Genomic DNA, 22,309 nt, shown 5'->3' on the forward strand with positions numbered 1-22,309 from the left:
GCAAAATATGCAGCCCAAAAAGACTGCATATCAATTTATACTTTAAGATCAGCTTCTAATCCTATCAGATCTTTGTTGGCATCAATAATCGGCTGAACTTCATTGGCAATGAATTCTTCCGTCTGAATTGGTGCAAAACCAATGAAATTTTTAGGATCCAGAACTTCTTTTAATTTTGATTTATCAAGTTTCAGAGAATGGTCATTTAAGATTCTTTCGATCAAATCGTTTTCTTTACCTTCTTCTTTCACCTGTTTAGAAGCCTCCATTGAGTGAACTCTGATCACTTCGTGGATTTCCTGACGGTCGCCACCAGCTTTCACCTCTTCCATGATGATGTATTCTGTCGCCATGAAAGGAAGTTCTTCCATAATATGTTTGTTGATTCTATTCGGGTACACCACAATTCCGTTCATGATGTTGTTCCAGATCAATAAAATGGCATCAACTGCTAAAAACGCTTGAGGAATCGTTAATCTTTTGTTTGCAGAATCGTCCAATGTTCTTTCGAACCATTGAGTTGAAGCCACCATTGCAGAACTCGTTGTCAATGACATAACGTATTTTGCCAACGCTCCGATTCTTTCACTTCTCATTGGGTTACGTTTGTAAGCCATTGCCGATGAACCAATTTGGTTTTTCTCGAATGGTTCTTCAATTTCTTTCAAATTTTGAAGAAGACGTAAATCGTTGGTGAATTTATGTGCAGATTGAGCGATATTTCCTAATAAAGCCACCACTTTTGCATCTATTTTTCTGTCATAAGTCTGTCCGGAAACTCCGAAAACTTTCTCAAAACCAAACCTTTTTGAAAGTTCTTTATCTAAATGTTTTACTTTAGAATAATCACCGTTGAAAAGTTCAAGGAAACTTGCAGCAGTTCCTGTCGTTCCTTTTACCCCTCTGAAACGTAGTGTTTCTAAGAAGAAATCAAGCTCTTCAATGTCTAAAACCAGACTCTGTAACCAAAGTGTTGCTCTTTTTCCAACAGTCGTCAACTGAGCCGGTTGGAAATGGGTGAATCCTAAAGTCGGTAAATCTTTATATTGAATCGCAAAATCCGAAAGATTTTTCATCACATTCACCAACTTTTTCTTTAAAATTAAAAGTCCGTCACGGATTTGAATTAAATCTGTATTGTCTCCTACAAACGCCGAAGTTGCTCCCAAATGAATAATTCCCTTTGCTGAAGGCGCCACATCACCATATGCGTGAACGTGAGCCATCACATCATGACGGAATTTTTTCTCATATTCTGCTGCTTTATCGTAATCAATGTTTTTAGCATTAGCTTTTAGTTCAGCGATTTGCTCGTCTGTGATGTCAAGACCTAAATCTTTTTCGATTTCAGCAAGAGCAATCCAAAGCTTTCTCCAGTTCTGGAATTTATTGTTATGAGAAAAGTTAAACAACATTTCTTCGCTTGAATAGCGTTCTTCCAAAGGATTTTTGTAGGAATTCATTCTTTTCTTTTACTTTTTTATAGATATGCAAAAGTAAGGTTTTTTGATGAGAGATAAAAATTGTGAAGATGGATTTGAATTTTGTTTAAATGAAAACTATTTTCATTGATTTATCTACTGTTTTTAATTTAGATAAATCCCGAAAAACCACGTCCAGCCTATTAAAATAATCTGCATCGGGATTCTTTCTTTGTACAGATAACCCATTCCCGGACCAGAATAATCTGCTTTAAAAATATTGATATTCTTTTTGGATGAATTTATATTCGCAATAAAAATTAAAATAAAGAAAATAATCAGTAAAACGGCAGTCAGTTCACGAGTTGAAGGTATCATTAAACCAATTCCTGCAGCAATTTCTATTAAACCTGTAAAATAAACCCAAAACATTTTTGCCGGAACAAATTCAGGAATCATCAGAGCCATTCCTTTTTGAAATTTAAAATGGGCAAATCCAGTGAAGACAATGAAAACTGCCATTCCTAAATTTCCTGAAAACAGAAAATTCCAGTTTCCCTGAAAGATTTTTGTTCCAATTAAAGCTAAAATAAATGTAATAAATAAGATGGTAAGTAATTTCATGATACTTTGGTTATTTTATCCTCTTAAAAAATGCTTTTAAAATTAAACAAAAAAAAGAGGTTCCCATAAAAACCTCCTGATTGAAATTATTCAGTTCATATTAATTTGATTCTGAAAGATTCTTCACAACCTCTAAACCTTTTGTAAAACCTTGATCTATATGTTCCCGCCAATCTTTTTCGGTCTGAACTTCAGCATGAAGTTTTGTTTTCCCATCAAAATCAATCAAGATGTACTTTTCGTAACAACCGCTCCATTGTTTTACTTCCATGCTTTCGGTGTCTTCGTTTCCTTCTTTATCTACCATTCCCAAATGTTTAAAGATGATCTGATCCGGCTTTTCAAGACTGTCGATGGTAGAAACCATTCCTTCGCCTTCAGCATTTGTAAAATAGGTTTTTCCGCCAACCTGCCAATCTGATTTCATGATTGATGCAGATTTAGGATTGAAAAATTTCGTCCACTCGCTGTATGTATCGTTTCCCCACAGAACATCCCAGATTTTCTGTTTTGGAGCGTTAATGATAATTTCGTAAGATAAGGTTTCCATATTATTTTAATTTTTGATTTAGTTTAAACACAAATTTTTAGCACAAATAACACAATTTAAAACTAATTGTAATGAACAAAGATTATGTTATTAGTGAAATTCATTAGTGTCATTTGTGGTGATTTATAACTGATTTTCAGCTAAATTCTTTACATTCTGAAGTGCCTGTGGAAATTTACCCTCAAAAAACGCTTTGAATTCTTCTGACGTTTTAATTCTGGCTTTAAGTAAAGTGCCGTCATCTGTTTTCTCTAAAAGATAAGTTTCTGTGGCATCACCCCAATCCTGTGGAGTTTCAACGCCATCATAAATTTCACCCAGGTGAAGGAAAGACATTTCCTTATTCGGATCATTTTTCAAAACACGGCTGTACATCCCATTATTATTAGGATCAAAAAATTTAACAATACTTCCCTCGTCCCAGGTTCCTACATAAAAAGAACCTTTTGTGAACGCAGAAGTCCATTGTCTGTAGTGGGTGTCTTCCCAAAGAACTGTCCAGACTTTTTCAGGAGAGGCATTTATTTTAATTTCAAATTCTAAAGTTTCCATATTTTTAAGATTGAGGTTTAAGTTGAGATTGAGAAATATTATTATCCACCTACAAAATCGCCGCCATTGATATGAATAATTTCTCCTGTTATAAAACTCGAATCATCGGAAGCAAGAAAAACATAAGCCGGAGCAACTTCTGAAGGCTGGCCTGCTCTTTTAAGTGGGGTATCTTTACCAAATGAAGCAATATCTTCAAAAGTCTCTTTCACCAAAGGTGTCCAGATCGGACCGGGAGCTACTCCGTTTACCAAAATTTTCTGATCGGCAAGATTCACAGAAAGTGAACGGATAAATGTTGCAATAGCGCCCTTTGTAGCCGAATAATCAACCAAATGATCACTTCCACGATAAGCGGTGACGGATGTTGTACAAATAATTCTTCCGCCTTTATTTATTAAAGCTAAACAATCTCTTGTGAAAGAAATCATTGAAATGATGTTGACATCGAATGTTTCTTTAATTTGCTTGTCACTTATTTTGGTTATTTCATTTTTCGGGAACTGAATTCCCGCGTTATTCACCAAAACATCAATTGTTTTCCACTCTTTTTCAATCTTTTCTAAAGTTTTATCTCTAAAAGTTTTTTTCGAAATGTCCCCTTTAAGGAGAATACATTTCCCGCCTTCCTTTTCGACCAGCTTTTGTGTTTCTCTGGCATCTTTTACATTTTCTTTATAAATGATGGCAATATCGGCTCCTTCTCTTGCAAAATGTACAGCAACGGCTTGTCCGATTCCACTGTCACCTCCTGAAATTAGAGCTTTTTTGTTCAGTAGTTTTTTACTTCCTAAATAATTTTTTCTGATAATTTCCGGATACAATCCGTCTTTCGGAACTTTTGATAATGATTTTGACTTGTTCTGTGTCTTCATAAGCAAATCTTTTTCAGAAATGTATCAAACAGTAAGCCGAAGAATAAATGCTGGGAGTTTTTGACACCCTAAAAATAATTTCTAACATCCAGCTTTCATCATCCAGCTATGAAACATAAGCTTCTTCCAAATCCTGAATGACAATTTTCTGCATTTTCATCATCGCCATTATCACTTTTTGTGCTTTTTCCGGATCGGAGTCACTCATTAATTCGATCAATCTTTTGGGAACAATCTGCCAACTCATTCCAAATTTATCTTTTAACCAGCCACACATGCTTTCTCTTCCTCCATCAATAGTTAATGCATTCCAATAATTATCAGTTTGATCCTGACTATCAGTCATCACAACTATTGAAATTCCTTCATTAAAATCGAATTGATGATCATAAGAATTATCCATACAGAAGAAACTGTAACCGTCAATTTCAAAATGGGCGTGCTGTACATTCTCAGGAATTTCGTGAGTTTCATTCCCAACTCCGTCTCCGTACTTCAGGACATTACCAATTTTTGAATTTGGAAAAATCTGAGTATAAAGCTTCATTGCTTCCATCGCTTTTCCGTTGTTCTGATGAATGAACATTAAGGTTGGTATAATTTTCTGTTCAACATCACCATTTTCTCCCAAATAAACTTGCCAAGTAACACCAAATTTATCCCGAACCCAACCGTATTTTTTGCTCCAGGGATATTCTCCAATTTCCATTAAAGCAATTCCTCCGTCTATCAATTGATCCCAATATTTCTGAACTTCAACTTCAGTTTCACAAATTATCATGAACGAGACTGAAGCATTTTTTGTAAAATGTGGTCCGCCGTTCAACAGCATCAGTTTCTGACCAAAAAGATCTATGTTCATTACCATCGGAGTATCTGCCGTAATTTTTCCATTGAAAACCTTGCAGTAAAACTCAGCAGATTCTGTGGCATCACCATCGTACCAAAGACATGGGAAAATATTATTATTCATACTTAATTAAGATTTTAAAGAAAAATTATTTTCTTTCATATAATTTTTAAGCTTCAGCATTGTATTTTTTCCGAAACCGTGAAATTTCATCAGCTCATTTTCAGAATAGTCTGAAAGCTTTCCGAGAGAATCTATCTTCTCTCTTGCCAGTGCTCTTCTTGCAGGCATAGCTATAATTCCGTGTAAAAAATTGTTTTTCACAACATGATGCTCAGTGCAAATGGGTTTTAAACATTTTGCCATTATTACCAAATTGATCATGACTAAAGCTTTAGATTTAATGATTTTCTACGTACTTATGAAAATTATTCAGAATCGCATACCATCCGTCTCGCTGCATTTCCACTGAATTTTGCTGTTCAGGATCAAAAGTGATATTTACTTTTGTAGTATTTTCATCAATTTTCTGAAAATCAATATCAACATTTCGCCCGTCTTCCATATGATATTTTATTTTTTCATTGGAAATCACTTCGTCATAAGTTCCTTCAAAATCAAACCCGAAGCTTCCGTCTTTTGCTTCCATTCTGTTTTTGAATTTCCCACCGACACGAAGATCGTTTTCGGAACTTGGGCATTGCCATGTTTCATGGGCAAAATTCCATTTGGTGATGTGTTTCGGGTCGTTGTAATATTCCCAAACTTGCTGAACAGGTTTTAAAATCGTAATATCAATTTTAATTGGTTCCATATCGTATAATTTTGTGGTTGAGGCAAAAAGGGCAACCCATAAAGCCACCCTTTTCATTATAATTTAGTTTAAAGATAAGACTATTTTGTGTATTCTTCGTTATAGTTTATCATCCAGTGAACACCATATTTATCCTGAAAACTTCCGAAATAATCTCCCCAAAACTGGTCTTCAATCGGCATTTCAATATTTCCGCCTTCAGAAAGACCTTTAAACAATCTGTCTGCTTCATCTTTAGAATCCGGAAAAATGGAAACGTAATTGTTGTTTCCTACTGTGAGGTTTTGTCCGAAACTCGGAACAATATCTGATGCCATCAGTAAATCTCCGCCAATCGGAAGTGCAATGTGCATCACTCTGTTTTTCTCTTCGTCGGATAGGTTTTCAGTTCCGGGAGCATTTCCCATTTTATGAATTTCACCCACAAATTCTCCACCAAAAACAGATTTGTAAAAGTTGAAAGCTTCTTCTGCTTTTCCGTCAAAATTTAAATAAGGATTTAATTTAGCCATGATTTTTATTTTTTTAATTAATATTTTTTTTGTTTGTTTTGTGTCATTGCGAGGAGCTCGCGACGTGGCAATCTTATGCTACTTTTAACGCAAAGTCCGCAAAGATTTTTTTTAATGTTTGAAAATATTTTTCGTTCGCAAAGGCGTTTCACTCAGCAAAAGACAACAATGTATATTGTTTATTCGGTTTGTCATTCAGAACGAAGCGCAGCGTAGTGAAGAATCTATTTAATAAATATATTTAAATTTTGTCTTACTAATTATTCAAGAACTTTTCAACCTCACTAACCGTAAAATCGATCAGTTTTTCATCGGCATTTCCGTCAAAGTCAGCCATCATGTAAGAACCGTGGGTTGCAGGAAGAATCATCAGTTGAGAATCTTTCACCAAACGCCACATTTCGACAATGTGTTCCGGTTTCATCACATCTTTATCACCTGAAATGAACAAGATTGGAGAATTTATACCTTTTAAAATATCTTCATTCCAATCTTTGAAAGTCTGCATTCTTTTGCTGTCTTTGTCGAACATATTTTCCAGTGCTTCAACGCCCGGATTTAGGTTTAGAAAATTAATTTTCAACGGTTCGGGCATTGAATCCAAAGTTGCTTCCATCATGCCTTCGAAAAAACCATCTATCATACCACTTCTTTTAAAAAATGCAGAGGCGACAACAAGTTTTTCAACCATTTCAGGATAAAGATGAGCAATCTGCATGACTGTATTTCCGCCATTACTGAAACCCCAGAATGAAGCTTTTTCAATATTGATTTCCTTTAAAAGAGCAGCAACATCATTTGCATCCTGTTCAAAAGTTTCGGGAATATCACGATGTTCTGACATTCCGTGATTTTGCAGATCTATCCCAATTAATTGAAATTTATTTTCCAACCTTGAAATAACCTCTTTAAAATCAAACAAAATCGAACTTCCGCCTCCATGAATTAAAACCAAAGGTTTTCCCGAACCATAGATCTCGTAGTACATCCTGATTCCGTTGACCTGTTTATGACCTTTTTCAACCGGAGCCATATTAATATTTTAAATCTTTATCGAAGTCATATTTCATGCCTTCATAGTTAAGAATTCTGCGCATTAATCCGATCTGTCCGCACAGATAATCTTCACGGCCGATGCACATTCCGACGAAATTCAAAACTGTTTCAGGAAAGAAATCGATGTTCATTCCCATCGGAAAAGCTTTGTCCAATTCTTCATCGCTTACTTCCAGTAATTTCTGATAAACTAACGGCGAAATTTGATGAAAGCTCTCTTTCAACTGTTGTAAAGAGGGATAATTTAAATTTTCATCCAGTGCTTTTCCCTGAAAGAAAAAATCTTTGAATTCAAATTCTTCATTTAGTCCTAACACATTTCCCATTGCGTAACGCATGTCAAGGAAATTCCCGACCATCCAAGTGATATGATTGGTTCGTCCTTCAATTCTTTTCAAGGCATCTTCTTCTGAAATTCCGTCAAGAACCATCAGAAAGCTCTGACTGTGACCTCGAAATGCAGGAATGATGATGTCTAGTTTTTTTGATTTTGGTGTATCCATTTGTTTGTTTTTTCGATTTTTATTTTTTCCACAGATTTCACGGATTTTCACAGATGATTGTGACTGTTTAATTTTTCTCGCAGATTTTGCTGATTACGCAGATGTTTAGGTTTACTTGCAAAAAACACTTGTGAAATTTGTGGAGAATATTGGTAATATTAGTGTTTAAATTATTCTGTTGGTATTTGAGAAGGATCTGCAAAGATCACATTCCAGCCGTGTCCGTTGATATCCCAAAAAGAATTTTGATACATCCAACCGTGATCCTGTGGTTCTTCATGCTGATAAGCTCCGTTGGCGACCGCTGCATTTACAATCTGATCAACTTCTTCACGGCTTTCTAAACCGATGGCCACCAAAACCTGTGTAGTATCACCTTTCGGAACCGGTCTTTCTGAAAATGTCTGAAAATAGTCTTCCTGTAAAAACATGATCTGAATATTGTCGTTCATCATCACACAAACTGCTTTTTCATCAGTAATCTGTTCGTTGATAGAGAATCCTACTTTTGTCCAGAATTCCTTAGTTTTCTGAACATCTTTTACCGGAAGATTGACATAAATCTGATTGATTTTCATTTTTGTAATTTTTAAACTTAGAAATAATTATTCCGCAGGAAACTGAGAAGGATCAGCAAACATTACTTCCCACTGATGGCCATTCAAATCAGAAAAAGCGCTTTGATACATCCAGCCATGATCTTGTGGTTCACTGTAGGTAGAGCCCCCGTTTTCAACAGCCGTTTTTACCATACCATCTACTTCCTCACGACTGTTTACACCAATCGCAAGAAGCGTCTGAGTTGTTTCACCTTTTGCAACAGATCTGTTTGTAAAGGTTTTGAAATATTCTTCCTTTAGAAACATCGTGTAAATATGATTTTCTTTCATGATTACACAAATAGCATTATCGTCTGAAAACTGTTCGTTTACCGAAAATCCTAATTTCGTCCAGAATTCTCTTGTTTTCTGAACATCCTGTACAGGAAGATTGACATAAATCTGATTGATTTCCATTTTGTAATTTTTTTAGTGTTAAACTTTAATTCAAAATTACCAAGTCACAATGAAAATCAACTTGCCATAAGACAAGATTTAAATTTTCTTTGGATGTGAAACCAATTCTTTACGGATTCGGCTCAAGGAAGTGTCTGTCACACCAAGATAGGAAGCAATTTGTTTTAAGGGAGCAAATTGTATAACATGAGGTTTTTGCTTTAAAAGATTGAGATAACGCTTTGTTGCAGATAGCGTAAACATTTCTACTGAACGTTGTTTGTAGACGAAAAGCTGTTGCGACATCCATGCTCTTCCCCACTCCCTGAGATTCGGGATTTTATGAAATAATTCCTGAAAAGTTTCAAAATCGAATTTCCAACATTCGCAATCGGTAATACAGACAATGTTTTCCTGAGTCGGAATTCTCTGAAAAATTGAAGAAACTTCAATGATAATTTCGTTATCAACGAAAAAATTAGTTGTTACTTCATTTCCGTTAAAATCATTGACAAAAGAACGAGCCAAACCTTTCTCCAGAATATAATATTCATTCGCCGTTTTTCCTTCTTCAAGAATAAAATCTCCTTTTTGAAAAATTACTTTTTCATGAGCATTAAATATCTCTTCAAGCTCTTCATCCAGAAAAAAAGGGAAATCATAGCAGATTTCTAAGGCTTTGCTGATCATCAAGTAAATGTTTTTTAAGGCTTTAAAAATAGAATTTTTATTGGAATTGATGAAAGAACTGTTAAACAAAATGCTTATTTGTCTCAGTTAATTTTTGTGTAATCCTTTACACATTAGTATTAGAGGTTGTTTGTATTGGTTATAAATTATTAAACATTGTTAATTATTTATTAAAGCTATCTGTTTTGTCATTCTGAAAGCAGCAAAGCAGATTGAAGAATCTAATTAAAATACGAAGTCTAGATTCTTCCTTCGTCAGAATGACAAACTTTATGGATAAATTTTATGTAAGAATAAATTTGCTTGATTACAAAATCAAAACAAAGAAAGTTGAATTGGTTTTGGTGAAGCTGGTTTTTCTGCGTCTCCGAAAACAGTTTTTCCACCGAAGCGCCAAGAGTTTTGACGTTCTTCTTCAATCACATCATTAATGTCGAAATTAGGGGTGAAATTTTTCTCAGCTTCAGAAATTATGGTGTGAAGCTTATTAATAGACTGTAATTTGTCTGAATTTCCCAGTTTTGATTTTTCAATTCCTTTCTGTAAAATGGAAATCGTTTCATCATATACATTAATCGGGACAGGAAACGGATGACCGTCTTTTCCACCATGAGCAAACGAAAATCTCGCAGGATCTCGAAATCTTGAAGGGGCACCGTGAATCACTTCGCTTACCAAAGCTAAACTTTGTAAAGTTCTTGGTCCGACTCCTTTCAGTAATAATAATTCTTCGAAATTTTCAGGCTGGTTTTCTCGCGTCATATACAACAATGTTCCCAGTTTTTTTAAATCAACGTCGGAAGCACGGACATCATGATGATTAGGCAAAATTAAATTCGCAAAATCCTGCATTATTTTTTCTGAATTGGTGTGGGAAATCTCTAAAATCCCTTTTCGATTTTCCTGAGCTTCATGTGCTGTTAAATTCAGGATATTTCCACGGTTGGTTCCTTGGATTCCTTTATGTGGTGCATCGACAAAAGATTCCAGATTTTCGGAATGCCAATGATAACGCCGTGCCGTTCCGTCAGAATCGTTCATTCCCTGCTGCACCACCGACCAACTTCCTTCATCAGACAAAATAAAATTATGCAAATACAGTTGATAACCATCCTGAATCGCCGTATTATCAACCTTTGCAGACAATTTGCTTGCCCGAACCAAATCATTTCCGTTGAGTCCGGTCTTATCGGCAATGATTAATAATTCATTTGGAGTTTCTTTTGAAAACCTTCCTTTTCCACCACAGATATACAATCCAAGCTCTTTAGAATTGGGATTAACACTGCGTTTTAAAGCACCCATCACGGAAGTTGTGATCCCTGAAGAATGCCAATCCATTCCCATCACCGCTCCAAAACTCTGAAACCAAAATGGGTCTGCCAATCTTTTCAACACTTCATTTTTTCCATAATCTGCTAAAATTACTTCAACAATGGAAAGTCCCAGAATAGACATCCTTTCATACAGCCAAGGCGGTACTTTGCCGTAGTGAAGAGGTAATGTTGCGGTTCCGGATCGTTTCATTGCTTAATTGGTTGTTGGTTGTTGGTTGTTGGTTGTACAAAATTAAAGCCTTACGAATTAAAATCATAAGGCTTTAAGCATATTTTTATTTTTTAAACGCAAAAGATTCAAAAGAAACAATTGAAAGAAATAGTAATTCAAAGTTTACAAAATATAAAAGTTATCTCTTTTTACAAACTTTTGAACAGCTTTAAAAGCAATAAATTCTTTTGCTCCTTTTGCGGTAAAATTATCTCATTATAATTTAATGTTTTACAATTTCCTTCACAATTCCACCTTGAGGTTCTCTTACCGTTTGGGTAAAAATGAAAGCTTTAGGATCGATCGAACGCACAATATTCTGTAGTTTTCTTACTTCCAATCTTGTAACGATCGTGAAAATAATATCTGCATCCTGGCTTTGCTCAAAAGATTCTTTCATAAAACCTCTTTCTCCTCTGTAAACCGTAATTCCTTTATTCATCGTTAAAACCAATGCTTTTTTTATTTCTTCACTGTTTCCTGAAATGATCGTAACTCCGGTATATGCTTCAATTCCTTCAATCACATATTTGGTTATCTGACTTGCTACAAGGTACGTCATAATCGCATATAAAGCGGTTTCAAATTTAAGAAAAACAGTTGCGATGATAAAGATAATCACATTCATTCCCAAAATAATTTCAGTAATACTGAAACTGCTCTTTTTGAATGTTAATAATGCTAAAACTTCCATTCCGTCGAAAGTTCCACCACCACGCATGGAAAGTCCGATTCCTATTCCCATGAAAAATCCGCCAAATACAGCAACCAATAGTTTGTCGTGTGTCACTTCCGGAAAAGGAACGAAAAAAATGGTTACAATGATTAATAAAATCGTCAAAAAACTTCTGATGGCAAAATGTTTCCCGATCTGAAAATATGCTAAAACGATGAAAGGAATGTTTAAAACTAATAAAATAACACCAAGATTCCAGTGGTAAACTTCGTGAAGTAAAAGTGAAATTCCCGTCACACCACCATCTAAAAAGTGGTTGGGAACAAGAAAAGATTTTAAAGCAAAACTTGCCGAAATTACCCCCATAACAAGATAAATAACATCTGAAATGGTAAATAGCGGGCCATGTTTAGTTGCTGAGCTCATAAAATGATTAGTCGTTTTTTAATTTTGTTTTAATGATATTCAGGTTGTCCTGTTTTTTATCTTTTCTGCTATTAATAGCAGTTTTTGTGAAATAATGATGACTTTCCAGGAATTTCTCCTGCAACAAGTTCCAGTCACGCTCAGAATTGACGATTCCAAACATCGAAAGTTCCTCGAATAATTTATCTCCAATTACAAAGAAATCGTTTCTTCCCAAATAATCTAAATCGGCATCAGCTAAAATTTGTTCCAAATGATTATGCGGAGTCTGTGGAATTTTCGTTGCCATGATCATTCCTTTTATTTTATCGAGTTGCTCCTGAGAATAGCCATAATCTAAAAGATATTCAGCTGCAATTTCACAAGATTTTTCTTCATGATTTTTTGAACCAAATAGAAATCCTGTATCATGAAATAAAGCAGCTGTTTTCAGCAATAATAAATCTTCATCGTTTACACCTTCGGATTGTGCAATTTTTTCGACGGAATCGATGACATCCTTCACGTGCATTACGCTGTGATAAGAAAGATGCTCAGGAAGGTTTTCTTTGAGCCTGTTTAATATGATTTTTTTTAATTTTTCGTATTCCATATTTAAATAGAAAGTGTTTTTTTAATAATAATACTAATTTTTAAACGCAAAGAGCGCAAAGATTTTTTTTGAATACTGCATGTTTTTAAGTTCGCAAAGGCGTTCTACTCAACAAAGACCACAGGGCTATTATATATTGTTTTTAATTTCCAATGCAAAGTACATATCCATATCACCTTTTCCTTTGGTGTGGATTTTTCCTCTGTATTCGCAGACAATTTTATCTTTCACCAATTGGTAGGTAGATTCCGATATATTTATTTTTCCTTTTTCGCTGTTCTGCTCCATTCTTGCCGCTGTGTTTACCGTGTCACCCCAAATATCGTAAGCGAATTTTTTCACACCGACAATTCCCGCAATCAAAGAACCCGAATTGATTCCAATTCTGATGTCTAAAACGTCAGGATTGGTCTTTTTTCTTTCTTCAATAAAATCTATAATATCCAAAGCGACCAAAACTGTTTTGTAAGCATGACATTCATTTTTAATGGGCAAACCACAAACTGCCAAATAAGCATCACCAATGGTTTTAATTTTTTCTAAACCATGTTTTTCCATGATTAAATCGAAAGCGGTAAAACATTCATTCAATTCAACCAACATTCTTTCAGCACCCATTTTTTCTGAACTCTGAGTAAAATTAACAAAATCCGTAAATAAAACACTGACTTCGTCATAATACTTGGCTTCTGAGCTTCCGTTCTCTTTCAGTTCTTCAGCTACTTCATGCGGAAGGATATTCAATAACAAATTTTCTGTCTTCTGCTTTTCTTTCTGCAGTTCAAAAGTTCGCTCGTCGACCTGTTGTTCAAGCAAATCGTTTTGATCCTGAAGTATCTGCTGTTTTTCCTGTTCCTGCTTTAAATTGATATCCGAAAGTCTTTTCACTTCGTCCAACTGTCTCACCAAACTCAAATTGGTAGATGCAAATTCCCAAGCCAGGTAAGCCGAAATTGAAATCGGAAAACTGATAAATATAAAGCCTAAAACATATCCCATAAAATCATCTCCGAAAAGCTGATCAGGATCAACAATATTTAAAGAATCTAAAATCTGAAAAACAATCAGCATAATGACGAAGAGAAAGAAAGTCAAAACTCCTCCACCTACAATAAATGCAGATTTTTCTCTTCTGATCATTGCCCTTACAATCAGGAAAAAAGATTCTATTGCAGCAATAAATATGTAAAAAAACACGAAGCTTACCGCAACTGCCGCACTGAAATAAAAGAGAATAAGAAACACTCCTGCAATACCGAGCATAATTTTCAGCCTAAGCTTGCTTTTTCCAAACAATGTATTGACAAAACCGGTTAATGATGCGCCAAATACCACAATTGATAAAAATGACAGGAAAGAATATGTATTAATTTTATCAGGATCTGTCATTTCGTAAAATGCAAGCACCATATAACTCAGCAAACCGATGGACAGATTGTATGTTGAGAAATATAAATTGTAAATCGCTTTCCGGTAAAATAAAAATAACAGTAAATGAACAAAACCGAGTGCGAAAAAAATACCGCAGATAAGCATGGCAACAAAATTAAACCCCTGCATCATCTCTACCTTCTCATCCATAAAGTCATTGGCAGCATTTAACTCTACATCTAATGCAACCGGGCTGTAATTGACTACCGTTTTTTTGGTTTTAGTGATGGGAAGAAATCGTATTGCCAAAACATTTACCCCGGTATCGTCCAAAGAAAACAGGGACGGAACTTCATTTTTGATCCTGAATTCAGTTGTTTTTGCATTCCCTATTTTGCCGATAGTTTCTATTTTTTTTCCGTTTAAAAAAATCTCCGAAGCACCAAGCTGACTGATATTGAAGCACAAAGATTCATTCACCATGGCAGAATCTATCTTAAAATAATATCTGATCCAGTGAGGCTCATCTTTATGATAAACTTTTTTAGAGGTAAAATTGATGTATTTCCATGCTGAATCATCAAAATCAGGTAAAGCAAAAGCAGGATTATCACCTTCATAAAACTTGCTTTCTTCTTCAATTGAAACTCCTTCTTTGATTTGCTTAGCGGTGAAAACTGTTGGTTTCTCAAATGAATTTTGCGCAAAACAGAAGTTCTGCAGTGCTGCAAATACAAAGAGTAAAGATATAATGAGTATATTTTTTTTCAAAATTTTATAATTTTAAGATGAAACCTGATTCACAAAATACATCTCCATTGCGCCTTTACCTTTGGTTTCTATTTTTCCTCTGTGCTCAAAAGTAAAGTGGTCTTTCACTAACTGATAGGTTGTTTCAGAAACATTCAGCTTTCCTAAAACACTGTTCTGTTCCATTCTTGCAGCCGTATTTACCGTATCACCCCAAATATCGTAAGCAAATTTTTTCACACCTACAATCCCGGCAATCACAGATCCGGAGTGAATTCCGATCCTGATATCTAAAGCATTTGGGTTGTCTTTTTTCCGCTGTTGAATATAAGAAAGAATTTCCAATCCTGCATCAACAGCATTTTTTGCATGTTGCTCATTCGAAACCGGCAATCCACTTACAGCCAAATACGCATCGCCGATGGTTTTTATCTTTTCTAAATTATATTTCTCCATGATTCTGTCGAATTCGGTGAAACAATCATTAAGCTCAGCCAACATTTTTTCAGCACCCAATTTTTCTGAACTTTGAGTAAAATCAACGAAATCAGTAAATATTACAGTAACTTCATCATAATATTTGGCTTCGGAACTTCCTTTTTCTTTTAATTCCTCAGCAACTTCATGAGGAAGAATATTCAGTAAAAGATCTTCAGTTTTCTGTTTTTCTTTTTGCAACTCCCGAGTTCTTTCGTTTACCTGATTTTCAAGCAATTCATTTTGATTTTGAAGGATCTGTTGCTTTTCAAAAGACAGATTTTTTACCTGCTCAATCTGTAATTGAAGATTTTTATTATCATTGGCAGAACGCCATGCAAGAAAAGTCGAAAGCGTAAATGGAAGACTGAAAATAAAAATGATGAAAATGATAAAAACAGACATTTCACCTAAACTGTTTCCAGGGTTAATCTGTAAGTTACCGCCTGAATAAATTAAATAAAATACAGTACCAATAAGAACAATGAAGAAAAAAAGCAAACCAATGCCTATTATTCGTGAACCTGGTATTTTTTTTATAATTGCCCGAATTATAAGGTATAAAGCTTCTAAGCATACGGAAGTTATTATGAAAATAAATAATGGCTTTTCAAAACCGAATCCGATGCTTGGGAATAGTATTAAAAAACATAAAATCGCTGATAAGACGACTAAAATTTTAAATCTTAACCCTATTTTACCGAAAAGACTATTCAACATTACACTTAACAAAACAGCTGCACCCAAACCTGCAAAAGAACTAATGTAACCAAGTTGCGCATTCATATCAATATCGTCTGTTTCATAAGAGAAAAACCACGATAGCAAAAATACAGACATTCCAAAATTAAATAAGGAAAACAGTAGATTTGAACGGTCTTTTCTATAAAATAAAAACGCAAGAAAATGAATTAAAAATAATGTTAGAAAAATAAAAGCAATTCCCTGAATAAGTACTCCTCTAATGAGAATCTGGCTCATCATTACCGCGACCGTCGAATTGGGATTTGAAAGCGAAATCTGAAATCCTTTTATTATCTGCTCTGCAATAGGTTGCGTATTTTCGTATCTAACGGCAAGTACATGTCTACCTGCATCGCCACCATTAAGGATAAGCGGAAGAGTCGGGTTTACGTATTTTGCTTCTCCTTCTTTTGCAAATTTGCCATATCGTCTGATCAACTTTCCGTCCCAATAAATATCCATTGCAGCACCACTTTTAAACTCTAAAGCGAGTGCTTGATATTCTGCAGTAGAATCTATGCAGACTACAGTTCTTAACCAAACGATGTCCTTCGGATTTTTCTTTTGAAGTTTTGAATTTACAAATTCATCAGTAAGCGAATCTTCCCATTTCGAATCATCTAAATTCTTACTTGCCCAGATTTTATGATCTCCGATTTTGAATTTCCATGATTGATTGAGATTGATGTATTGATTTTCTTTAAAAAATTTATCAGTTATTAAAACACTGCACGAATCTACGGTCAGTTTTTGTGACGATAAAAATGATGAAATCAGAATGAAAAGAAATAAATAAATATTTTGCTTGTGTTTCATAGAAATTAGCTCAGTCTGATAATATTAAGATTCATTTACAAAATACATATCCATTGCGCCTTTACCTTTGGTTTCGATTTTCCCACGATACTCAAAACTAAAGTCATTCTTTATTAAATGATAGGTGGCTTCGGAAACATTTAATTTTCCTAAAGAACTGTTCTGTTCCATTCTCGCCGCCGTATTTACCGTATCGCCCCAAATATCGTAAGCGAATTTTTTCACACCGACAATTCCTGCAATCACCGGTCCTGAATGAATTCCGATTCTGATATCTAAAGCATTTGGGTTATTTTTTTTTCTTTGTTGAATATAAGAAAGAATTTCCAGACTTGCATTGACTGCATTTTTTGCGTGCTGCTCGTTGGAAACAGGCAATCCGCTTACTGCCAAATAAGCATCGCCGATGGTTTTAATTTTTTCCAAACCATATTTTTCCATGATTCTGTCGAATTCGGTAAAGCAGATATTTAATTCATTTAAAACTTCCTGAACGCCGATTCGCTCTGAATTTGCCGTAAAATTCACAAAATCGGTAAACAAAACGGAAACTTCATCAAAATGCTTTGCATTGGTTTTACCTTTCTCTTTTAATTCTTCAGCAACTTCGAAAGGAAGAATATTCAGAAGTAAATCGTCTGATTTTTTCTTTTCTTCGGCGATTTTTTTGTTGTCTTTTCGCTTTTGATTATATGAATATCCTGCAAAACCTAATAAGAGAAGCGACAAACTAGCTCCGACTGCCCAAATATTTTTCTGATTTTGAGAACTTTCTAACTCGGCTTTTGCGATGGCATCTTTTTTCTCCTGATTGATTCTGGCAATATTTTTTTCCTGATTGTACCTTAATGTAACCGCTTTTTGCTCTTCTTCGAATTTGATCTGAATTTCCTTTCTTTTTAGATCTTCTTCAAGGGCTAATCTTTTTCTCTCTTCCTCAGTTTTTGCAGCAGCCTGTTTTTTTTCATATTCAAAACGGAGTGCTTTTAATTCGATTTCCTTTTGAAGTTGGATGCGTTTGGTTTCTTCAATAACTTGTATGCGAAGTCTTTCATCATTAAGCTCTTGCTCTCCCTGAACTTCAGAAAGTGCTCTAATTTTTTGTACGCTATACGATTTCTCTTTTTGCTTTACTGTTTTATCTAAATAATAATAAGCTTTATTGTAATCTCCAAGCATTCCATAAGCATCTGAAAGTAAATTATAGTTATGTATAAGTACCCCTGATGTCATTTCATCTTTATTTGCCTCAATTTTTTCAAAATTATCTGATAGCTCTTTTGCAATTTTTTCTAATTCATTATACTTCGATTTATCAGTTTTTATGTTTATGCTATCTGTTTGCATCAACATTTTATACTTAATAGTTCCTAAGTAGGCTTTATTATAAAGATTAGCCTGAGCTGTATCCGGAATAATTTTAATCGCATTAAGAATATGTTCTTTCGATTCGGCAAGTTTATTTTCTCCAAATGCAATATGAGCTAATAAATTATAAGTATGAGAAAGAGAAGGAACATCTTTTATTTTTGTATAATAATCAAATGACTCTTGAGCATAATTTTTTGCTTTAGCAAACTCTTTCATATTCATATAGTTCGCTCCCAAAGTACGTTTGATAGCATAAATATCTTTCTCTCTGCCTTTCTGATTCTCATAAAGCTTTATTGCTTTTTCAAATTCCTCAACACTTTTTTTATTGAATCCTACTCCCCAATAAATGCCTCCCAAGTAAGCATGCACGTCTCCTAACTTTTCTGGAAATTCTTTTTGAATAAAATGCAGGTAATCGTTTGTAACATTGAATGTTTTAGCATAATCATACTTTCTGTAATAATATAAAGAGATGATAGTTTGATAGGTTTCATCAATTTTCTGCGTGCTTACTTTTTCATCTATTTTATAGAATGTAATATTTCTATTATAATAATCCAGTGATTTATCGTAGTTTTTATTGCTGTATTGAAAAAAACCACCAATATCATTTAGACGCACCTTATTTTCCAAAGTCAAATCATTATAATACTTTTCAGCATTTTTGAAATGTAAAATTTCTAAGTCTTTTTTGTTGAGAGCATGGTAAATACCAACTAAATTTAATTCTATGTTTCCGATTTTAGCGCGATCATTCATCCTTTCGTAAAACGGCAACATCTTATTCGTATAAACAACAACACTGTCTAATTTTTTTTCATTTGAATAAGTGGCAATTATTTTCCTTCGAATTTCTTGCTTTTCGCTGTCACTACTGGTTTTTTCTATTTTTTTCTTCAATTCTAAAACCTCTTTAGAATCTTGTGCCTGAGAAAAGAAAATCCCAGAAAATAGTGAGTATAAAACAAGAACTGGAGTATATCTATTTTTCAATGGCTTGTTATTGCGTTGATGCACAAAAATAAAAAAATCATTCTGTTAAACAACAGAATGATTTCAATTTATTGAGAAATATTTTTTACTATTTCAAAGCGGCCAAAGCAGCCTCATAATTAGGCTCGTTAGCAATTTCAGAAACCTGCTCGGTGTAAAGCACTTTATTGTTTTCGTCAGTTACAATTACAGCGCGGCTTAAAAGGCCCTTCATCGGAGAATCTGTGATCGTTACTTCATAATCATCACCGAAACTTCCTCTAAAATCAGAAAGTGTTTCCACATTATTTAAACCTTCAGCAGCACAAAATCTTGTCAATGCAAAAGGAAGATCTTTAGAAACATTAATAACAACAGTGTTTTCAAGATTTGAAGCTTCTTCATTGAATTTTCTTGCGGAAGATGCACAAGTCGGTGTATCGATACTCGGGAAAATATTGAATACCTTTTTCTTTCCTTCGAAGCTTTCAAGAGTTTTCACATTCAGGCCAGAATCTACCAATGCAAAATCCTTTATTGTAAAACCAACATGAGGAAGGCTACCCAATGTGTTTACCTGATTTCCTTTTAAAGTAATTGTAGACATAATTTAAATTTTTAAAGTTTCTCAAATTTATTCAAATTTCAAGTGTTTTTGTTTGAAATAAAGGTTAAATAATTCTTAAAGTGGAAAATCTCATTGATTATTAAAGTGGAAAAAATTAAAATTTAACTAAATTTGTGAATCTTAAAATTAAAACAATAAACTAACATTATAATGTCAGAAAAATCAAAAATCTATTACACCCTTACGGATGAGGCTCCAATGTTGGCGACACACTCGTTTTTACCGATTGTAAAAGCATTTACAAAATCAGCAAACATCGAGATTGCAGTTCCGGATATTTCTTTGGCAGGAAGAATTTTAGCAAACTTCCCTGAATTTTTGAATGAGAATCAAAAAATCGGTGATGCTTTGGCTGAATTAGGTGAATTGGCTACTCAGCCTGATGCAAACATTATCAAATTACCAAATATTTCAGCTTCTGCACCTCAATTGGATGCTGCTATCGCTGAATTGCAAGGAAAAGGTTTTGCAGTTCCAAATTATCCCGCTGAACCTAAAAATGATGAAGAAAAAGCAATCAAAGCTAAATATGCTAAAGTATTAGGAAGTGCTGTGAACCCTGTGTTAAGAGAAGGAAATTCTGACAGACGTGCTCCAAAAGCCGTTAAAAACTACGCAAAAGCAAACCCTCACAGAATGGGTGATTGGGCTTCTGACAGCAAAACTGACGTTGCTCATATGGAAACTGGAGATTTCTACGGTACAGAAACATCTACAACGCTTGAAAACGCTACAAAATATAAAATCGTTTTCAAAGGAAATGACGGTGCTGAAACTTTATTAAAAGATTTTGCAGGTCTTCAGGCCGGAGAAGTAATAGATTCTTCTGTAATGAACTTAAATTCATTGAAAGCTTTCGTTCAGCAAGCGATTGACGAAGCTAAAAACAGAAACGTTCTTCTTTCTGCTCACCTTAAGGCGACGATGATGAAAATCTCTGATCCAATCGTATTTGGAGCTATTGTTGAGACTTTCTTCAAAGATGTTTTCGTTAAATATGCTGAGACTTTTGATTCTTTAGACGTAAATCCAAACAACGGTCTTGCAGATCTTTTTGATAAAATAAAAGGAAACGCTCAGGAAGCTGATATCAAAGCTGATATTGAAGCTGCTTTGGCAAACGGACCAAGAGTGGCGATGGTAAATTCTGACAAAGGTATTACGAATTTCCACGTTCCATCTGATATCATCGTTGATGCTTCTATGGCTGCTTTGGTAAGAGGCGGAGGAAAAATGTGGAACAAAGACGGAAACGAAGAAGATACGGTTTGTATCATTCCAGACCGTTCTTATGCAGGTTTTTATCAATCAGTTATTGATGATATGAAAGCTCATGGAAAATTAGATCCTACTACAATGGGTTCTGTTCCAAACGTTGGTTTGATGGCTCAAAAAGCTGAAGAATACGGTTCTCACGATAAAACTTTCCAGGCTTCTGCGGAAGGAATAGTTGAAGTTCAGGACGAAAACGGAAATGTTCTTCTTTCTCAGAAAGTTGAAGCGGGTGATATTTTCAGAATGTGTCAGACTAAAGATGCTCCAATCCAGGATTGGGTAAAATTAGCTGTAAACAGAGCAAGATTATCTGATACGCCTGCCATTTTCTGGTTAGATAAAGGAAGAGCACACGACAGAGAAATGATCAAAAAAGTTGAAAAATATTTAGCTGATCACGATACAACTGGTCTTGATATTAAAATTCTTGACGTAAAAGATGCAATGACGGAAACTTTAAAAAGAGCAAGAGAAGGAAAAGATACGATTTCTGTTTCAGGAAACGTATTGAGAGATTATTTAACTGATCTTTTCCCAATTCTTGAACTTGGAACTTCTGCTAAAATGCTTTCTATCGTTCCATTAATGAACGGTGGTGGTTTATTCGAAACAGGAGCTGGAGGTTCTGCTCCGAAACACGTTGAGCAATTCGTCGAAGAAGGTTATTTAAGATGGGATTCTTTAGGTGAATTCCTGGCTTTACAGGCTTCTTTAGAGCATTTAGCACAAACTCAAAACAATACAAAATCTCAGGTTTTAGCCGATGCATTGGATGAGGCTAATGCTAAATTCTTAGCTACCGATAAGTCTCCTGCAAGAAAAGTCGGGCAAATCGATAACAGAGGTTCCCATTTCTATTTAGCAATGTATTGGGCTGAAGCTTTAGCAAACCAAACTGCTGATGCTGAATTGGCTAAACAATTTGCTCCGGTTGCCGCTGCAATGCAGGAAAATGAAGATGTAATTAATTCAGAATTAATTGGTGCTCAAGGTAAACCTCAGGATATTGAAGGATACTACAAAACTGATAAGTACAAAACTTACGCAGCAATGAGACCAAGCACAGTTTTAAATGAAATTATCGACGGAATTTAATTTTCGGATTTAATATAGATTGAAAGCTCCTTTTTTAAAGGGGCTTTTTTTAAGTAGTAATTTTTAAACGTCCCGTTTGTCATTCTGACGAAGGAAGAATCTAGGCAAAGTATTATTTTAAGT

General features: G+C 34.6%; 22 protein-coding genes. 1 reads left to right on the forward strand and 21 read right to left on the reverse strand.

The features are described from left to right. Positions 1 to 35: 35 nt before the first annotated feature. The 21 genes from purB to tpx form a co-directional block, all read right to left on the reverse strand. Entirely contained in the window at positions 36 to 1,463 is a 1,428-nt protein-coding gene (gene purB / locus BM371_RS13235) for an adenylosuccinate lyase (RefSeq protein WP_034678455.1), read from the reverse strand. Positions 1,464 to 1,586: 123 nt separating this feature from the next. Further along, the gene (locus BM371_RS13240; protein WP_034678456.1) at positions 1,587 to 2,045 is read right to left on the reverse strand and encodes a DoxX family protein; all 459 of its coding nucleotides are present in this window, start codon (positions 2,043 to 2,045) and stop codon (positions 1,587 to 1,589) included. A gap of 100 nt (positions 2,046 to 2,145) precedes the next feature. Then, the gene (locus tag BM371_RS13245; protein WP_034678458.1) at positions 2,146 to 2,595 is read right to left on the reverse strand and encodes an SRPBCC family protein; all 450 of its coding nucleotides are present in this window, start codon (positions 2,593 to 2,595) and stop codon (positions 2,146 to 2,148) included. A gap of 123 nt (positions 2,596 to 2,718) precedes the next feature. Further along, the gene (locus tag BM371_RS13250; RefSeq protein WP_034678460.1) at positions 2,719 to 3,147 is read right to left on the reverse strand and encodes an SRPBCC family protein; all 429 of its coding nucleotides are present in this window, start codon (positions 3,145 to 3,147) and stop codon (positions 2,719 to 2,721) included. Positions 3,148 to 3,188: 41 nt separating this feature from the next. Next, on the reverse strand, positions 3,189 to 4,022 hold the full coding sequence (locus tag BM371_RS13255) for an SDR family oxidoreductase (protein WP_034678462.1): 834 nt from the start codon (positions 4,020 to 4,022) through the stop codon (positions 3,189 to 3,191). Between the two features lie 106 nt (positions 4,023 to 4,128). Next, complete coding sequence (locus BM371_RS13260) at positions 4,129 to 4,995, reverse strand: VOC family protein (protein ID WP_034678464.1); 867 nt, start codon at positions 4,993 to 4,995, stop codon at positions 4,129 to 4,131. 6 nt (positions 4,996 to 5,001) lie between these two features. Next, on the reverse strand, positions 5,002 to 5,238 hold the full coding sequence (locus tag BM371_RS13265) for a DNA-directed RNA polymerase subunit alpha C-terminal domain-containing protein (protein WP_065721051.1): 237 nt from the start codon (positions 5,236 to 5,238) through the stop codon (positions 5,002 to 5,004). A 34-nt stretch (positions 5,239 to 5,272) separates the two neighbouring features. Then, a complete protein-coding gene (locus BM371_RS13270; RefSeq protein WP_034678838.1) occupies positions 5,273 to 5,686 on the reverse strand; it encodes an SRPBCC family protein in 414 nt (137 codons plus the stop codon). 80 nt (positions 5,687 to 5,766) lie between these two features. Continuing rightward, positions 5,767 to 6,198 (reverse strand): VOC family protein, encoded by a 432-nt coding sequence (locus BM371_RS13275; protein WP_034678467.1) that lies wholly within the window; start codon positions 6,196 to 6,198, stop codon positions 5,767 to 5,769. Between the two features lie 256 nt (positions 6,199 to 6,454). Further along, positions 6,455 to 7,231, reverse strand: coding sequence for an alpha/beta fold hydrolase (locus BM371_RS13280; protein WP_034678469.1), 777 nt, complete (start codon positions 7,229 to 7,231; stop codon positions 6,455 to 6,457). 1 nt (position 7,232) lies between these two features. Beyond that, positions 7,233 to 7,757, reverse strand: coding sequence for a hypothetical protein (locus BM371_RS13285; RefSeq protein ID WP_034678840.1), 525 nt, complete (start codon positions 7,755 to 7,757; stop codon positions 7,233 to 7,235). Positions 7,758 to 7,927: 170 nt separating this feature from the next. Then, positions 7,928 to 8,335 carry a VOC family protein gene (locus BM371_RS13290; protein ID WP_034678470.1) on the reverse strand — a complete coding sequence of 136 codons (408 nt, stop codon included), beginning with the start codon at positions 8,333 to 8,335 and terminating at the stop codon, positions 7,928 to 7,930. Between the two features lie 27 nt (positions 8,336 to 8,362). Further along, the gene (locus BM371_RS13295; RefSeq protein WP_034678471.1) at positions 8,363 to 8,773 is read right to left on the reverse strand and encodes a VOC family protein; all 411 of its coding nucleotides are present in this window, start codon (positions 8,771 to 8,773) and stop codon (positions 8,363 to 8,365) included. A 78-nt stretch (positions 8,774 to 8,851) separates the two neighbouring features. After that, positions 8,852 to 9,442, reverse strand: coding sequence for a Crp/Fnr family transcriptional regulator (locus BM371_RS13300; RefSeq protein WP_051882993.1), 591 nt, complete (start codon positions 9,440 to 9,442; stop codon positions 8,852 to 8,854). Positions 9,443 to 9,757: 315 nt separating this feature from the next. Then, entirely contained in the window at positions 9,758 to 10,969 is a 1,212-nt protein-coding gene (locus BM371_RS13305; RefSeq protein ID WP_034678472.1) for a DUF763 domain-containing protein, read from the reverse strand. Between the two features lie 244 nt (positions 10,970 to 11,213). Further along, the gene (locus tag BM371_RS13310; protein WP_034678473.1) at positions 11,214 to 12,092 is read right to left on the reverse strand and encodes a YitT family protein; all 879 of its coding nucleotides are present in this window, start codon (positions 12,090 to 12,092) and stop codon (positions 11,214 to 11,216) included. A gap of 7 nt (positions 12,093 to 12,099) precedes the next feature. Then, on the reverse strand, positions 12,100 to 12,684 hold the full coding sequence (locus BM371_RS13315) for an HD domain-containing protein (RefSeq protein ID WP_034678474.1): 585 nt from the start codon (positions 12,682 to 12,684) through the stop codon (positions 12,100 to 12,102). A gap of 129 nt (positions 12,685 to 12,813) precedes the next feature. Then, positions 12,814 to 14,826 (reverse strand): adenylate/guanylate cyclase domain-containing protein, encoded by a 2,013-nt coding sequence (locus BM371_RS13320; protein WP_051882958.1) that lies wholly within the window; start codon positions 14,824 to 14,826, stop codon positions 12,814 to 12,816. A 12-nt stretch (positions 14,827 to 14,838) separates the two neighbouring features. Beyond that, positions 14,839 to 16,842 carry an adenylate/guanylate cyclase domain-containing protein gene (locus tag BM371_RS13325; protein ID WP_051882960.1) on the reverse strand — a complete coding sequence of 668 codons (2,004 nt, stop codon included), beginning with the start codon at positions 16,840 to 16,842 and terminating at the stop codon, positions 14,839 to 14,841. Between the two features lie 24 nt (positions 16,843 to 16,866). Further along, positions 16,867 to 19,209 carry an adenylate/guanylate cyclase domain-containing protein gene (locus tag BM371_RS13330; protein WP_051882962.1) on the reverse strand — a complete coding sequence of 781 codons (2,343 nt, stop codon included), beginning with the start codon at positions 19,207 to 19,209 and terminating at the stop codon, positions 16,867 to 16,869. An 88-nt stretch (positions 19,210 to 19,297) separates the two neighbouring features. Beyond that, positions 19,298 to 19,795 carry a thiol peroxidase gene (gene tpx / locus BM371_RS13335; RefSeq protein WP_034678475.1) on the reverse strand — a complete coding sequence of 166 codons (498 nt, stop codon included), beginning with the start codon at positions 19,793 to 19,795 and terminating at the stop codon, positions 19,298 to 19,300. A 171-nt stretch (positions 19,796 to 19,966) separates the two neighbouring features. Between tpx and BM371_RS13340 the strand changes: the two genes are divergently transcribed. Further along, positions 19,967 to 22,186, forward strand: coding sequence for an NADP-dependent isocitrate dehydrogenase (locus BM371_RS13340; RefSeq protein ID WP_034678476.1), 2,220 nt, complete (start codon positions 19,967 to 19,969; stop codon positions 22,184 to 22,186). The last annotated feature ends 123 nt before the right edge of the window (positions 22,187 to 22,309 follow it).

Origin of the sequence: Chryseobacterium formosense (assembly GCF_900116415.1) — a bacterium.
In the GTDB taxonomy this organism is placed as follows: Bacteria; Bacteroidota; Bacteroidia; order Flavobacteriales; family Weeksellaceae; genus Chryseobacterium; species Chryseobacterium formosense.